General features: G+C 71.6%; 16 protein-coding genes. 9 read left to right on the forward strand and 7 right to left on the reverse strand.

The genetic code is table 11. The features are described from left to right. Positions 1 to 54 precede the first annotated feature (54 nt). A complete protein-coding gene (locus tag AB0I83_RS11365; RefSeq protein ID WP_363304414.1) occupies positions 55 to 1,260 on the forward strand; it encodes a beta-eliminating lyase-related protein in 1,206 nt (401 codons plus the stop codon). Here the strand turns inward: AB0I83_RS11365 and AB0I83_RS11370 are convergent. The 3 genes from AB0I83_RS11370 to AB0I83_RS11380 all read right to left on the reverse strand — a co-directional run bounded on the left by AB0I83_RS11370 (position 1,251) and on the right by AB0I83_RS11380 (position 3,455). Next, the gene (locus AB0I83_RS11370) at positions 1,251 to 1,409 is read right to left on the reverse strand and encodes a hypothetical protein (RefSeq protein WP_356532465.1); all 159 of its coding nucleotides are present in this window, start codon (positions 1,407 to 1,409) and stop codon (positions 1,251 to 1,253) included. The genes AB0I83_RS11365 and AB0I83_RS11370 overlap by 10 nt on opposite strands. Before the next feature lie 113 nt (positions 1,410 to 1,522). Next, positions 1,523 to 2,197 (reverse strand): response regulator transcription factor, encoded by a 675-nt coding sequence (locus tag AB0I83_RS11375; protein ID WP_363304415.1) that lies wholly within the window; start codon positions 2,195 to 2,197, stop codon positions 1,523 to 1,525. Positions 2,198 to 2,246: 49 nt separating this feature from the next. Then, positions 2,247 to 3,455 carry a sensor histidine kinase gene (locus tag AB0I83_RS11380; RefSeq protein ID WP_363304416.1) on the reverse strand — a complete coding sequence of 403 codons (1,209 nt, stop codon included), beginning with the start codon at positions 3,453 to 3,455 and terminating at the stop codon, positions 2,247 to 2,249. 96 nt (positions 3,456 to 3,551) lie between these two features. Between AB0I83_RS11380 and AB0I83_RS11385 the strand changes: the two genes are divergently transcribed. Next, a complete protein-coding gene (locus AB0I83_RS11385; RefSeq protein ID WP_363304417.1) occupies positions 3,552 to 4,550 on the forward strand; it encodes an SAM-dependent methyltransferase in 999 nt (332 codons plus the stop codon). Continuing rightward, positions 4,547 to 5,689 carry an NADH-quinone oxidoreductase subunit D gene (locus tag AB0I83_RS11390; RefSeq protein ID WP_356532457.1) on the forward strand — a complete coding sequence of 381 codons (1,143 nt, stop codon included), beginning with the start codon at positions 4,547 to 4,549 and terminating at the stop codon, positions 5,687 to 5,689. Before AB0I83_RS11385 ends, AB0I83_RS11390 begins: the two co-directional genes overlap by 4 nt. Before the next feature lie 111 nt (positions 5,690 to 5,800). Here the strand turns inward: AB0I83_RS11390 and AB0I83_RS11395 are convergent, their stop codons facing one another. From AB0I83_RS11395 to AB0I83_RS11410, 4 genes are all read right to left on the reverse strand, one after another. Then, the gene (locus tag AB0I83_RS11395; protein WP_356532456.1) at positions 5,801 to 6,829 is read right to left on the reverse strand and encodes a hypothetical protein; all 1,029 of its coding nucleotides are present in this window, start codon (positions 6,827 to 6,829) and stop codon (positions 5,801 to 5,803) included. Between the two features lie 104 nt (positions 6,830 to 6,933). Further along, positions 6,934 to 7,914, reverse strand: coding sequence for an ABC transporter substrate-binding protein (locus AB0I83_RS11400; protein ID WP_363304418.1), 981 nt, complete (start codon positions 7,912 to 7,914; stop codon positions 6,934 to 6,936). A gap of 53 nt (positions 7,915 to 7,967) precedes the next feature. Further along, entirely contained in the window at positions 7,968 to 8,639 is a 672-nt protein-coding gene (locus AB0I83_RS11405; RefSeq protein WP_356532452.1) for an ABC transporter permease, read from the reverse strand. A gap of 3 nt (positions 8,640 to 8,642) precedes the next feature. Next, entirely contained in the window at positions 8,643 to 9,362 is a 720-nt protein-coding gene (locus AB0I83_RS11410) for an ABC transporter permease (protein WP_356532450.1), read from the reverse strand. Positions 9,363 to 9,504: 142 nt separating this feature from the next. On the opposite strand from AB0I83_RS11410, the gene AB0I83_RS11415 reads away from it, so the two are divergent. From AB0I83_RS11415 to AB0I83_RS11440, 6 genes are all read left to right on the forward strand, one after another. Continuing rightward, complete coding sequence (locus AB0I83_RS11415) at positions 9,505 to 10,680, forward strand: betaine/proline/choline family ABC transporter ATP-binding protein (RefSeq protein WP_356532448.1); 1,176 nt, start codon at positions 9,505 to 9,507, stop codon at positions 10,678 to 10,680. 309 nt (positions 10,681 to 10,989) lie between these two features. Continuing rightward, positions 10,990 to 11,850 (forward strand): dihydropteroate synthase, encoded by an 861-nt coding sequence (folP, locus tag AB0I83_RS11420; RefSeq protein ID WP_363304419.1) that lies wholly within the window; start codon positions 10,990 to 10,992, stop codon positions 11,848 to 11,850. Beyond that, positions 11,847 to 12,329 (forward strand): nuclear transport factor 2 family protein, encoded by a 483-nt coding sequence (locus AB0I83_RS11425; protein WP_356532446.1) that lies wholly within the window; start codon positions 11,847 to 11,849, stop codon positions 12,327 to 12,329. The genes folP and AB0I83_RS11425 overlap by 4 nt, the downstream gene beginning before the upstream one ends. 199 nt (positions 12,330 to 12,528) lie before the next feature. Then, complete coding sequence (gene folB, locus AB0I83_RS11430) at positions 12,529 to 12,888, forward strand: dihydroneopterin aldolase (protein WP_356532444.1); 360 nt, start codon at positions 12,529 to 12,531, stop codon at positions 12,886 to 12,888. Then, a complete protein-coding gene (gene folK, locus AB0I83_RS11435; protein WP_356532442.1) occupies positions 12,885 to 13,496 on the forward strand; it encodes a 2-amino-4-hydroxy-6-hydroxymethyldihydropteridine diphosphokinase in 612 nt (203 codons plus the stop codon). Before folB ends, folK begins: the two co-directional genes overlap by 4 nt. Before the next feature lie 73 nt (positions 13,497 to 13,569). Then, positions 13,570 to 14,055, forward strand: coding sequence for a DUF3180 domain-containing protein (locus AB0I83_RS11440; RefSeq protein WP_356532440.1), 486 nt, complete (start codon positions 13,570 to 13,572; stop codon positions 14,053 to 14,055). Positions 14,056 to 14,086 lie beyond the last annotated feature (31 nt).

The following is a 14,086-nucleotide window of genomic DNA, read 5'->3' on the forward strand; positions in this document are numbered from 1 at the left end:
GCGGCAGGCAGGGCCGGAGTGGGCGGGGCCCTCGATCCGGGTGATGATCGTCCCATGGGAGCCACCGATGAGCAGGAGCAGCGACACCGCAGGCTGGCCGCATGGCGGGGGTCGGGAAAGGTGCTGGCGCGGATGTCGGCCGACCACACCCTGGCCGAGCGGCTGACGTCACTGGCCGCCGACGCAGGCACGGTGCACGACCTTGACGAGTGGACGGATGTGTACGGCGACGGGGTCGTCGCCGAGGTCGAGCGACGCACCGCGGACCTGCTCGGCATGGAGGCCGCCGCGTTCTTCCCGACCGGGACGATGGCCCAGCAGATCGCGCTGCGCTGCTGGGCGGCCCGGACGGGCGACCCGGTTGTGGCGCTGCACCCGCTCTCCCACCCCGAGGTGCACGAGCGGGGCGCGCTCTCCTCGGTGAGCGGACTGCGCACCGTGCACCCGACGACCCGGCCCAGGCAGATGACCGCGGCCGAGGTCAGGGACCTGCCCGAGCAGTTCGGCACGCTGATGATCGAGCTCCCGCTGCGCGACGCCGGTTTCGTCCTGCCCACCTGGGAGGAGTTGGAAGCCGTCGTGGCCGCCGCCCGGGAGCGGGACGCCGTGGTGCACCTGGACGGGGCGCGGCTGTGGGAGTGCGCCGGGCACTTCGGGCACGGCCTGCGGGAGACGGCGGCACTCGCCGACAGCGTGTACGTGTCGTTCTACAAGTCGCTGGACGGGCTGTCGGGCGCGGTGCTCGCCGGGCCCGAGTCGCTGGTCGACGAGGCGCGGACCTGGCGGCACCGGTACGGCGGGCAGGTCTTCCAGCAGTACCCGGCCGCGCTCTCCGCCCTGCTGGGCATCGAGCGGGAACTCCCCCGGCTGCCTTCGTACGTGGCGCACGCGAAGGTGGTCGCCGAAGCGCTGGCCGAGGGGTTCGCCGGATCGGCGGTGCCGTGGTCCCGGGTGCACCCCCGGCCACCGCACACGCACCAGTTCCAGGTCTGGCTGCCCTACGCCGCCGAGGTGCTGGACGAGGTCTCGGTGCGGCAGGCCGAGGAGACGGGCGTGACGCTCTTCCGCCGCTGGTTCCCGGCCCCCGCGGGACCGCCCGGACTCTCGTTCACCGAGGTCACCGTCGCGGCGCCGGGGCTGGAGTGGACGGCCGGCGACGTGCTGGAAGCGGTGGCGGAGTTCGTGGGGCGGCTGGAGGCGGCCTCCCCGCAGGCGCGAACTGGACCCGGTCCGGACGTGGACCGCGCCGCTCAGGCGTAGGGCGGGCGGTGCGCCACGGCCCAGGCACGGACGCGTCTGCCGATTCCCCGCAGGATCGCCCAGTCGTGCGTGCCGGGCAGCGGCGGCGGCGCCTCCCCGTGCCGCACGGCGCGGTAGCTGTCGTACATGTGCTGCTGAACGCTGTCCATGGATCCAGCGTGACCCCGCACGGGCGGGTCCGCCCGTGCGAGGGGCAGGTCGGCCGGTGGATCGGCGACCGCCGTCGGCCGGCGCCGGAGCCCGCCCGGTCCGGACCCGGGGTTCAGCCCGCCCCGCCGCTCGCCCTGACCAGGCCAGTCTCGTACGCGAGGACGACCACCTGGACCCGGTCGCGCAGGGCCAGCTTGGTCAGGATGCGGCCCACGTGGGTCTTCACCGTGGCCTCGGAGAGCACGAGACGGCCCGCGATCTCACCGTTGGAGAGGCCCTGGGCGACCAGCAGCATCACTTCGCGCTCGCGCCCGGTCAGCTTCTCGACGGCCTTGTGCCGAGGCTCCTTCGTGCTGCTCGGCAGCAGCGGCGAGAAGCGGTCGAGGAGCCTGCGGGTCGTGGAAGGCGCGACGACGGCGTCGCCGCTGTGCACCGAGCGGATGGCGGAGAGCAGCTCAGCGGGCGGCACGTCCTTCAGCAGGAAACCGCCGGCCCCGGCCCTCAGGCCGGAGAACGCGTACTCGTCCAGGTCGAACGTCGTGAGGATCAGCACCTTGGGCGGGTCCTCCGCGGCGCAGATGCGCCGGGTCGCCTCGACGCCGTCCAACCGGGGCATGCGTACGTCCATCAGCACCACGTCGACGGCCGTGGACCGCAGGACATCGATCGCCTCCGCCCCGTCGCCGGCCTCAGCGACGACCTCCATGTCCGGCTGGGCGGCGAGCACCATCCGGAAACCGGTGCGCAGCAGCGCCTGGTCGTCGACGAGCATCACGCGGATCGCCATGGGGTCCTGTCCTTCTGTCACTGGTTCGCCGGCTGAGCGGAAGCAGGTGTCACTGGTTCGCCGGCTTGAGCGGAAGCAGGGCACTGATCCGGAAGCCGCCGCCCTGCCGCGGGCCCGCGTCGAGCGTGCCGCCGACCATGCCGACCCGCTCCCGCATACCGATCATTCCCTGACCGGCGCCGTCGGCCCCGCCGTCCTCGTACAACTCGTGCGGGGCGCCACGGCCGTCGTCCTCCACGAGCAGGCCGAGACCGTCGTCGAAGTAGACCAGGCGCACGCTCGCCCCGACGTCAGGACCACCGTGCTTGCGGGTGTTGGTGAGCGCCTCCTGGACGATGCGGTACGCCGTCAGCTCGACCCCGCTCGGCAGCGGACGCGGGGTGCCCTCGATCTTGAAGTCCACCGCCAGGCCCGTCTCCCTGACCTTGGAGACGAGCTCCTCGATCTGCTCGACGTCGGGCTGGGGGACGTACTCACCGCTCTCCTGGGCATCGCCGGTCCGCAGCACCCCGAGCAGCCGCCGCATCTCGGCGAGCGCCTGGCGGCCCGTGCCGGAGATGGTCTCCAGGGCCTGCCGCGCCTGGTCAGGAGAGGTGTCCATCACGTAGGCGGCGCCGTCGGCCTGGACCACCATCACCGAGACGTTGTGCGCGACGACGTCGTGCAGCTCGCGGGCGATACGGGCCCGTTCGGCGGCGACGGCCACCTTCGACTGGGCCTCGCGCTCGCGTTCCAGCCGGGCGGCCCGCTCCTCCAGCTGGTTGAAGTAGGCCCGCCGGGTGCGTATCGAGTCGCCGAGCACCCAGGCCAGCACGAAGGGCACGGTCATGACGACGACGTAGACGAACGTCTGCGCCCAGCCGCCCGAGGGGGCGTCGTCGGGCCAGCGCAGTCGCGAGATCGCCGCCGCCACCAGGCTGCATCCGAGGGCGAGCCGGGAGGCCCAGAGCTCCCCCACCGTGGCGACCGTGTACGTGATCACCAGCATGGCGAAGTCGGCCACGTCGGGGCGCACGCCCAGCAGCAGCTGGGCGAGCCCCATCACGATCGCGAGCAGCAGCATCCTCTCCGGCACACGGCGGCGCAGCGCGACGACGACGCACAGGCCGACGGCGATCGGCACCGCGGCGACGCGCTCCCGGCCGCTGCCGACCTGGCCGGCCACGATGGACACGCCGGAGAGCCCGAGGAGGAAGACAGCCCAGAAGGTGTCGACGCCCGTCGGGTGTCTGCGGATGAAATCGTAGAAGCGCTGCACGTTACCCAGCGTAGGGACAGCTGATCGGTGACCGGGTCAGCCGAAGGGGCGATCCGGGTCCCCGGACCGTACTCCCCAAGGTGGAGACTTGCCCATGTGACGGATGACTGGCGCCGGTGGCGGGACGCGGCTGATACCGCTTTGTACGGGGAAGAGGGCTTCTACCGGCGACCGGAAGGCCCCGCGGGGCATTTCCGCACCTCGGTGCACGCGTCCAAGCTGTTCGCCACCGCCGTCGCCCGGCTGCTCGCCGCGACGGCCCGGGAGCTGGGAACGGACTCGGTCGACCTGGTCGACGTCGGAGCAGGCCGCGGCGAGCTGCTGACCGGAGTACTGACGGCTCTGCGGGAAGGCGCGGTGGCCCCCGGTCTCACCGTGCGGGCGTACGCCGTGGAGATCGCCCCGCGCCCGCCGGGCCTGGACCCGGCCGTCGAGTGGAGCGCCGAACTCCCGGTGGGCACACGCGGGCTGCTGTTCGCCAACGAGTGGCTGGACAACGTACCGACGGACGTCGCGGAGGCCGACGCGGCCGGGGTGGCGCGCCACGTCCTCGTGCGGAGGGACGGCACCGAGCGGCTGGGTGATCCGGTGACCGGGGCGGAGGCCGCGTGGCTGGACCGCTGGTGGCCGCTGTCCCGGCCCGGCGACCGTGCGGAGATCGGCCTGCCGCGCGACGAGGCCTGGGCGCGTGCGGTCGCGTCCCTGAGCGGCGGAACGGCGGTGGCCGTGGACTACGCCCATGTGCGGGGTTCCAGGCCGCCGTTCGGGACCCTGACCGGGTTCCGGGAAGGGCGCGAGGTGCGGCCCGTACCCGACGGGAGCTGCGATCTGACGTCGCACGTGGCACTCGACGCGTGCGCGGCCGCGGCGGGCGGCGGGGCCGAGCTCCTGGACCAGCGGACGGCCCTGCGGGAACTGGGCATCAGCGGTGAACGGCCGCCGCTGGCGCGGGCGTCGGCCGACCCGGTGGGCTACGTACGGGCGCTCGCCTCGGCCGGTGAGGCGGCGGAACTCACGGCCCGCGGCGGGCTGGGGGACTTCGGCTGGCTGCGCCGGCGGGTCCCGGATCGTGAGGGGGGATACTGTCCCGCATGACGGAGACGACGATCGGTATCGGCGGCGCGGCGGAGAGCACCGACATGGTGCTGAACATCGGTCCGCAACACCCCTCGACCCACGGTGTGCTCCGGCTGCGGCTCGTCCTGGACGGCGAGCGGATCCAGCAGGCCGAGCCTGTGATCGGCTACATGCACCGCGGCGCCGAGAAGCTCTTCGAGGCCCGGGACTACCGGCAGATCATCATGCTCGCCAACCGCCACGACTGGCTGTCGGCGTTCTCCAACGAGCTCGGGGTCGTCATGGCCGTCGAGCGGATGCTCGGCATGGAGGTCCCGGAGCGCGCGGTCTGGACGAGGACACTCCTCGCGGAGCTGAACCGGGTCCTGAACCATCTGATGTTCCTCGGCTCCTACCCCCTCGAACTCGGTGGGATCACCCCGGTGTTCCACGCGTTCAGGGAGCGCGAGGAGCTCCAGGCCGTGATGGAGGAGGTCTCCGGCGGCCGGATGCACTACATGTTCAACCGGGTCGGCGGCCTCAAGGAGGACCTGCCGGCCGGCTGGTCGGGCCGCGCCAGGGACGCCGTGGCGTCGGTGCGTTCACGGATGGACGTCTACGACGGGCTGGTGCTCGGCAACGAGATCTTCCGCGGTCGCACCCGGGGGGTGGGGGTGCTGTCCGCCGAGGCGGTGCACGCCTACGGGGTGTCCGGGCCGATCGCCCGCGCCTCCGGCGTCGACTTCGACCTGCGGCGCGACGAGCCGTACCTGGCGTACGGGGAACTGCGGGACACGCTCAGGGTCGTCACCCGTACCGAAGGCGACTGCCTGGCCCGCTTCGAGTGCCTGCTGGAACAGACGCACAACGCGCTGGACCTGGCGGACGCCTGCCTGGACCGGATGGCTGACCTGGAGCCGGGGCCCATCAACCAGCGGCTGCCCAAGGTGCTGAAGGCTCCGGAGGGGCACACCTACGCGTGGACCGAGAACCCGCTCGGCGTCAACGGCTACTACCTGGTCTCCACCGGCGAGAAGACCCCGTACCGGCTGAAGCTGCGTTCCGCCTCGTTCAACAACATCCAGGCGCTCACCGAGCTCCTGCCCGGCACGCTCGTCGCCGACATGGTGGCGATCCTGGGCTCGCTCTTCTTCGTCGTCGGGGACATCGACAAGTAGCCCGACGCCGTCAGGGCCGTGCAAGTTGGCCCTTGCAGGAGGGGGCATGCGGGTAGCCCCGTACGGGCGGGGGCATGCGGGTAGCCCCGTGCCGGAGGAGCCGCCCTCGCGCTACGAGGAGACCGCGCTGCGCAGTTCGACGACGTCCAGCTGCTCGGTCTCGTCGTGGGCGGTCAGGTCGATGACCTTGCCGACCGCCCGGTTCTCGGCCGAGCCCGTGCGGTGCACCGCCAGCGCCTCCTCGCCCACCACGTCCGCGAGGTCCTCGTTCTGCACGGACTCGATCGCGGCCGTGGCCTTCTGCGTACCGAAGAAGTCGAAGGTCCCCTGAGGGACCAGATGGCGGCGCGAGGCGGCGTACGGGACGACGGCCGACGCGGCGGATACGTCGCGGCGAGAGGTCGCGGGCGCCGGTGAGAGCTGCCGCGCGGCAAGGGGAGCGGCGGGACGGCGGTGCTGGAGATCACCCGCTCCGGCGACCGCCGCGTGCTTCCCCTGCGGGCCGTCGCCCTCCGCGTCACGTTCGGCCGTCCGGTCGGCGAGATCGCGCTGCCTGGCGAGCCCGGCCGTGCGGCGGGCCTCCTGGAGGGCGGCGTTGCGGGGCAGGTCCCGAAGGGCCTGGGCGGCGCGCAGGTAGGCGCCCGGCGTCGGGGTCGAGCGCGCGGGAAGGAGCTCGCGCGGTCCGGACACCTCGATCGCGAGCTGCCTGCGGCCCTCGAGCGCGCTGGCCCGCTCCGTCTCCGCGTTGGCGTACCGGCGCAGCAGCGCGGCGTGTTCGCCCCGCAGCCCGGCGAGCTCCACGCGCTTGCGGCGCAGCTTGGTCTCCAGCCGGGTGCGCAGTTCCCGTGATTCCTCGAGGTCGGCCTCGAGTTCGGCTATGCGCTCCTCGGTCCTCCACTCGTCACTGACCCTGGCCCGGGTCAGCTCGGCGACGCGCAGCCCCGCGGCCCGGTCCCAGCTGCGCATCAGACAGGCGCCGGTGAGAGCGGCGGCCGCCGTCACGGCCACCAGGGTGCGCAGAGCCAGCGGTTCCGCGAGGAGCCAGGCTCCCGCGGCACACACGACCGGCACTCCGGCCACCACGGCGGGCGGCAGGATTTTGTGGAGGGGCGGCGAATGGCGGTGGCGTCCTCGTGGCATGGTCCGAAATTTACCGTGCGTACGGGTCACTTGGGAGGCCGCCCGGCAATCTGTTCCCCGCCGGTTACCTCGCGGCCCCCCAAGTGGCTCTTCCACGGGCCCCTTTACTTCTTGATCAAGCCCTTGGACCGCAGATACTCCTGGGCCGCATCGGCGGGCTTGGCGCGCTCGGCGTCGACCTTGCGGTTCAGTTCCGCGAGATCCTGGGTCGTGAGTACGTCAGTGAGCTTGCCGAGGGCTTCGGCGATCTCAGGCGCACCCGCGTCCTTGGCATTCACGACCGGCAGGACGTTGTCCGCGTTCTGGAGCTTCTTGTCGTCCTCCAGGAACACCAGCCCGTACGAATCGAGCACGGCGTCCGTGGTGGTGGTGAGGACCAGCTGGTCCTTGCCGTCCTTGACAGCCTGCTTGGACTGCGGGGTGCCGACACCCTTCGGGTCGATACCGGTCACGTCGATGCCGTAGGTCTTCTTCAGCCCGGGCGCGCAGAACGGCCGCACCTCGCACTCGTCACCCGCCGCGATCTTCACCTTGATCTTCGAGCTGCCGAGGTCGGAAAGCGTCTTGAGGCTGTTCTTCTCGGCGAATTCCTTGGACACCGCGAAGGCGTTCTGGTCGACGGCCTGGCCGGCCGGAAGGACCTTCAGCCCGAGCGGGGTGGCCAGCTTCTCCAGCGCGGCCACGGTCGCCGTGACGTCACCCGAGGCGACCGGGCTCTGCTCGGCCTCCTTCGCGCCGTTGGCCTTGGCGTTGAGGAATTCGGCGATGGTGGCCGCGTATTCGGGGACGACGTCGATCTCGCCCTTCTCCAGCGAGGGCTCGTACAACTCGCGGTTCTTCACCGTGGTGACCGAGGTGTCGTATCCGGCGCCGCCCAGCACCTGGGCGTACAGCTCGGCGAGCACCTTGGACTCGGTGAAGGCCGCGGCGCCCACGACGAGCGAGCCCTTTCCGGAGCCGGCTCCGGCGCCCTTGTCCGAGCCGCCCTTGTCCTTCTCCAGGCTGTCGCCGCCGCATCCGGCGAGCGCCCCTGCCAGCACGACCGCTCCGACGACCGCACCCGCTATGCGCGAGGTCCTGCTCATGTTGTTCTCCGTCCGCGAAAAAATGGTGTGCACAGTCCGAATAGCCAGCGCGTTCATACGGCCCGGCGGCGCAGCGGCGACAGCAGCCGGTCCAGCGCCACGAGCACACCCTCCACCACCAGGGCCAGGAGGGCGACGAGTACGGCACCGGCGAAGACCTGTGCCGTGTCGTAGGTGTTGAATCCGGCGGTGATGATCCGTCCCAGGCCGCCGAGGCCCACCATCGCCGCGATCGAGGCGGTGGCGACCACCTGGACGGCGGCGGACCGGAGGCCGTTCATGATCATCGGATAGGCGAGCGGGAGCTCGACCCGCACGAAGAGCTGGGCACCCGACATCCCCATGCCGCGCGCGGCCTCCACCACCGACCGGTCCACCTCCGTCATCCCGACGTAGGCGTTGGTCAGCAGCGGGGGCACGGCGAACAGCACCAGCGCGATGACGGTGGGCAGATATCCGGAGTTCCGCAGGGGGGTCATCATGAACAGGGCCAGCACCGCGAACACCGGTACGGCCCGGCCCACGTTGGAGATGTTGACGGCGAGCGCGCCCCCCTTGCCCACATGCCCCAGGTACAGCGCGATCGGCAAGGCGATGGCGCAGGCCACCGCGAGCGCGACCCCGCTGACGTACAGATGCTCACCGAGGCGTTGCGTCGCGCCGCCGTCCCCCGACCAGTTGGCACCGGTGGTGAGCCAGGTCCAGGCCTCTCCCAGGACTCCCATGGATCAGCCGGCCTCCGTCTTGGCGATGCCCGGCCCGCCGGGTGCCCTCGCGGGCGTCCGTATCCGGGTCCAGGGCGTGAGCAGGCGCTGCACGCCGAGCAGCAGCAGGTCGGCGCCCACCGCGAGCAGCACGCAGAGCACGGACGCGGTGAGCACCTGGGCCTTGAAGAAGCTGGGCAGCGCGTCTTCTATGAGGTTGCCGAGGCCTCCCTTGCCGACGAGGGAGCCGACCGTGGTCAGCGCGACGGTCGACACCGTGGCGATCCGCAGTCCGGCCATGAGGGCGGGCAGCGCGAGCGGCAGCTCGACCTCCCAGAGGAGGCGGCCGGGCCCGTACCCCATGCCCTTCGCGGCTTCCCTGGCCTCCTGCGGAACCGCTTCCAGACCCGCCAGGATGTTGCGCACCAGAATCGTCAGCGAATACAGCACCAGGCCGGTGACGACGAGCGCCGCGGACAGCCCGAAGAGGGGCAGCAGCAGCGAGAACATCGCCAGCGACGGCACGGTGTAGAGCACGGTGGTGAGGCCCAGCACGGGTCCCGCGAAATGCCGGCCGCGGCGTGCGAGCAGCGCGAGCGGAAATGCCACCGCGAGCCCTATCAGCACGGAGGCCGCCGTGATCCAGATGTGCTGGACGGTCGCTTCGGTCAGCTCATGGCTGCGGGAACGCAGATACTCCCCGCAGATCCAGTCGTTCGCCACCAGGCAGTTCTGCTCGGCCATCCGTCCCCACCTCCTGTTCGCCCTCGCGATGCCGCACAAGGTTCCGTCACCCGAAGACCCTATCCTCGACCACTGACAATCGCCGAGGCTGTCGTATTCCGGCAACATGGGCTTCACATAACCCGCGCCACAATGGGGAATCATGATCCGTTTCGAGCACGTCACCAAGCGGTACGCGGACGGCACCACAGCCGTCGACGACCTTTCCTTCGAGGTCGCCGAGGGTGAACTGGTCACGCTCGTCGGACCTTCCGGCTGCGGCAAGACGACCACCATGAAGATGGTGAACCGCCTGATCGAACCCACCGAGGGCCGGATACTCCTCGACGGGGACGACATATCCGCCATCGACCCCGTCCGGCTGCGCCGTCGTATCGGTTACGTCATCCAGCAGGTCGGCCTTTTCCCGCACAAAACGGTCCTGGAGAACACGGCGACCGTTCCCCATCTCCTGGGCTGGAAGCGCGGAAAGGGGCAGGAGCGCGCCGCCGAACTGCTGGATCTCGTCGGACTGGATCCCTCCGTCTACGGCGACCGCTATCCCGAGCAGCTCTCCGGCGGCCAGCGCCAACGCGTGGGCGTGGCAAGGGCCCTGGCCGCGGATCCGCCGGTGCTCCTGATGGACGAGCCTTTCGGGGCGGTCGACCCGGTCGTCCGGGAAAGACTTCAGAACGAATTCCTGAAACTGCAGGCGCAGGTTCGCAAGACCGTGCTCTTCGTCACCCATGACATCGAGGAGGCCGTCCGGCTCGGCGACCGAATCGCCGTGTACGGACAGGGCCGCGTCGAGCAGTTCGACACCCCGGCCACGGTGCTCGGGGCCCCTGCCACGCCGTACGTCGCCGACTTCGTCGGGGCCGACCGCGGCCTGAAGCGTCTCTCGGTCACACCCATCGAGGAGAGCGACCTGGACCAGCCGCCGGTCGTCCACCTCGACGATCCGCTGGCGCGGGCGACCGAACGGCTGCGGGCGGAAGGCGCGCGCTGGGCGGTCGTGCTGGACGGTCAGGACAAACTGCACGGCTGGATCCCGGCGGGCGACGCGTCGACGGCCAAGGGCACGGTCCGTGAGCACGCCCGCCGCATGGAGGCGTGGCTCCCGCTCGGCGCGCCCCTCAAGCAGGCCTTCGCCACGATGCTGCAGCACGACGCGGGCTGGATCGCCGTGATCGACGAGGAGGGCACGGGCCGCTTCCACGGCGTGCTCACCCCGGCCCGCCTCCACGAGGCCCTGCGCCGCTCGATCGACGCGGACGCGCAGGACGTGCCGCGCGCCGAGGTCGCGGTGGAGACCGTGGCGGGCGTCGACGCCCCGTGAGACACCGCCGCCGGCCAGGCGGGCGCCCCGCGCCGGGTCGGGTCGGCTGAACCGGCACGTCCGCCCGACCGGACCGGGCCACACCCGTCCCGCGGAACCGCCGAGTCCGTCCCACCGGACCGGGACAGGCCTGTCCGGCTGGAGGCGGCGCCGATGTGCGGTTCCGAGGCCGACGAGGCGGCACGGCCGCTGACGGACGCGCAGGCTCGTCGGCGAGGGGCGCACGGGACGCGGCGCGGGCACCGCGCCCCCGGGTGCGCCGTGTCCGGTGCGACCCGGCGGGCCCCTTCACGGGCCTAGGCTGGTCGCATGAGTACGTTGCGAGGACGGGGCACAGTGCGGGGTCTGCCGGAGTGGGACCGCTGCGCGGTCATGGGCGTCGTCAATGTGACGCCCGACTCCTTCTCCGACGGCGGCCACTGGTTCGACACCACGGCGGCGATCAAGCATGGTCTCGAACTGGCGGCCGAGGGTGCGGATCTGATCGACGTGGGCGGCGAGTCGACCCGCCCGGGCGCGAGCCGGGTCGACGAGGCGGAGGAGCTGCGCCGGGTGATCCCCGTCGTACGCGGACTGGCCTCCGAGGGCGTCACCGTCTCCGTGGACACCATGCGGGCCGGAGTCGCCGAGCAGTCCGTCGCCGCCGGTGCGGCACTGGTCAACGACGTGAGCGGTGGCCTCGCCGACCCGGGCATGATCCCCGTCGTCGCCGACGCCGGAGTGCCGTTCGTCGTCATGCACTGGCGCGGCTTCAGCGAGTCGATGAACAGCCGGGCGGTCTACGAGGACGTGGTGGGCGAAGTCGTCTCCGAGCTGCGTGCCCGCATGGAGGCCGTGGTCGACGGCGGGGTGGATCCCGCGAGGATCGTGATCGACCCGGGACTCGGCTTCGCCAAGAACGCCGCCCAGGACCTGGCGCTGATCGCCCACCTCGACCGGCTGCACGACCTCGGCCGGCCGCTCCTCGTCGCCGCTTCCCGCAAGCGGTTCCTCGGCCATGTCCTCGCCGGCGAGGGCACGACCCCGCCTCCGGCCCGGGAACGCGACGCCGCGACCGCGGCGATCTCGGCGCTCTCCGCCGGTGCGGGCGCCTGGGCCGTCCGGGTGCATGCCGTACGGCCCACCGCCGACGCGGTGCGGGTGGCCCGCGCCGTCGAGGGGGCCGCGTGAACACCCCGCGTGACGATCACGGGGCCGCCGCCGACATCGCGGAGGTCGAGCAGGCCAACACCGCCTTCTACGAGGCGATGGAGCGCGGTGACCTCGACGGGCTCTCGGCCCTCTGGCTGCCCGGCGAGGACCTCACCGTCTCCTGCGTCCACCCGGGCTGGCCGGTGCTCACGGGCCGCGGCGAGGTGCTGCGGAGCTATGCGCTCATCATGGCGAACACCGATTACATCCAGTTCTTCCTGACCGATGTCGGGGTCTCGATGACCGGGGACACAGCCCTGGTGACCTGCACCGAGAACATCCTCAGCGGCGGTCCGGCGGCGGAGGGCAGCGAGCTCGGTCCGCTCGTCGGCCAGCTCGTCGTCGCCACCAACGTGTTCCGCCGTACGCCGGACGGCTGGAAGCTCTGGTCGCACCACGGTTCACCCGTACTGGCCGACACCGGTGAGGAAGAGGACGACGAGGAACCGTCGCCCTGACCGGGTCGGCCGCGTCGGCAGCGCTCCGGCAGGATTGGATCCGCCCTCACGGGGTAGACGGGGCTACCAGCCCCCCGCAGGGCCCGTGTCCCCCGCGGGCAGGAGCTGTCGGTGCTCGCGGGTAGATTCGGCAGAAGGCGCCTTACCGCCCGCACGCGGCCGGGTGTCTCCAGAGACGACAACAGCAGGAGTGATTCGCGTGGATCATGTCGCGCTGCGCGGCCTCAAGGCCCGTGGGCACCACGGTGTCTTCCCCAGGGAACGGGAAGAGGGCCAGACCTTCATCGTGGACCTGGTGCTCGGCCTCGACACCCGTCCCGCGGCAGCCGCGGACGACCTGACGAAGACCGTCCACTACGGGGTGGTCGCGGAGGAGGTCGTCGACGTCGTCAAGGGTGAGCCCGTCGATCTGATCGAGACCCTCGCGGAACGCATCGCGCAGCAGTGCCTCAAGCACGAAGGGGTCCTGGAGGTCGAAGTGGTCGTCCACAAGCCGGACGCCCCGATCACGGTCCCCTTCGACGACGTGACCATCACCATCACCCGGAGCCGAGCATGACCGCGTTTTCCACCGAGGGCCAGAGCGACCCGACCGTACAGCCGGTGCCCACCTCCGTGGTCGAGCAGGTGGACGCCGCGGACATCACCCTCTCCAACCCGAAACGGGCCGTGATCTCCCTCGGCTCCAATCTCGGCAACCGGCTCGAGACCCTCCAGGGCACCGTCGACGCCCTTGAGGACACGCCCGGCCTGCGGGTCAAGGCCGTCTCCCCGGTCTACGAGACCGAGCCCTGGGGCGTCGACCCCGGCTCCCAGCCGTCCTACTTCAACGCGGTGGTCGTGGTGAAGACGACCCTGCCCCCGTCCTCCCTGATGGAGCGCGGCCAGGCCATCGAGGAGGCCTTCGACCGGGTCCGCGAGGAGCGCTGGGGACCGCGCACCATCGACGTCGACATCGTGTCGTACGCCGATGTGGTCTCCGACGACCCGCAGCTCACCCTTCCGCACCCTCGCGCCCACGAGCGTGCCTTCGTCCTCGCCCCGTGGCACGACGTGGACCCGGAGGCCCAGTTGCCCGGAGCCGGCCCGGTCGCCGATCTGCTGGCCGGTCTGGGACGCGAGGGAGTGCTTCCCCGGCCCGACCTGGAACTCCGGCTCCCCGAGTAGTCGTTAGGCTCAAGGACGGACCGCACGGACTGCGCGGACGACACGGCAACGGCGGCGAAGGGCGGCACTCTCGGTGAAGCAACTACGGCTCAGGCTGCTGGCCGGGCTCTTCGCCGGGGCCGGGGTGCTCTCCTGGGCGGCGGCCCGGCTCTGGGACTCCCTGGGGACCCTGCCGAGCGTGCCGCTCGCCGCACCCGTCGTGCTGGCCGCGATCGCCGTTGTCCTGCTCGCCACGGCTCTTTCGGTCCGCGCCCGGCTGCGCGCCCAGCGGGAGCGGCGCCCGGGCGCCAAGGGCGTGGAACCGCTGATGGCGGCGCGCGCCCTGGTGTTCGGGCAGGCCAGCGCTCTCGTCGCCTCGCTGGTGGCGGGGATGTACGGCGGCGTGGGGGTCTTCCTGCTCGGCTCCCTCGACATGCCGCCCCGACGTGACCAGGCCGTCTACGCGGGCTTCGCGGTCCTGGCGGGCATCGCGGTCGTCGCGGCGGCCTTCTTCCTCGAACGCGTCTGCAAGCTCCCGGAGCACGGGGACCAGGACCGGCACGGGACCCAGGCAGTCTGAGGTCGAGGGCCTCACGTACGGATCGCGCCGG

The sequence above is a fragment of the Streptomyces sp. NPDC049970 genome, assembly GCF_040660235.1.
Classification (GTDB): domain Bacteria; phylum Actinomycetota; class Actinomycetes; order Streptomycetales; family Streptomycetaceae; genus Streptomyces.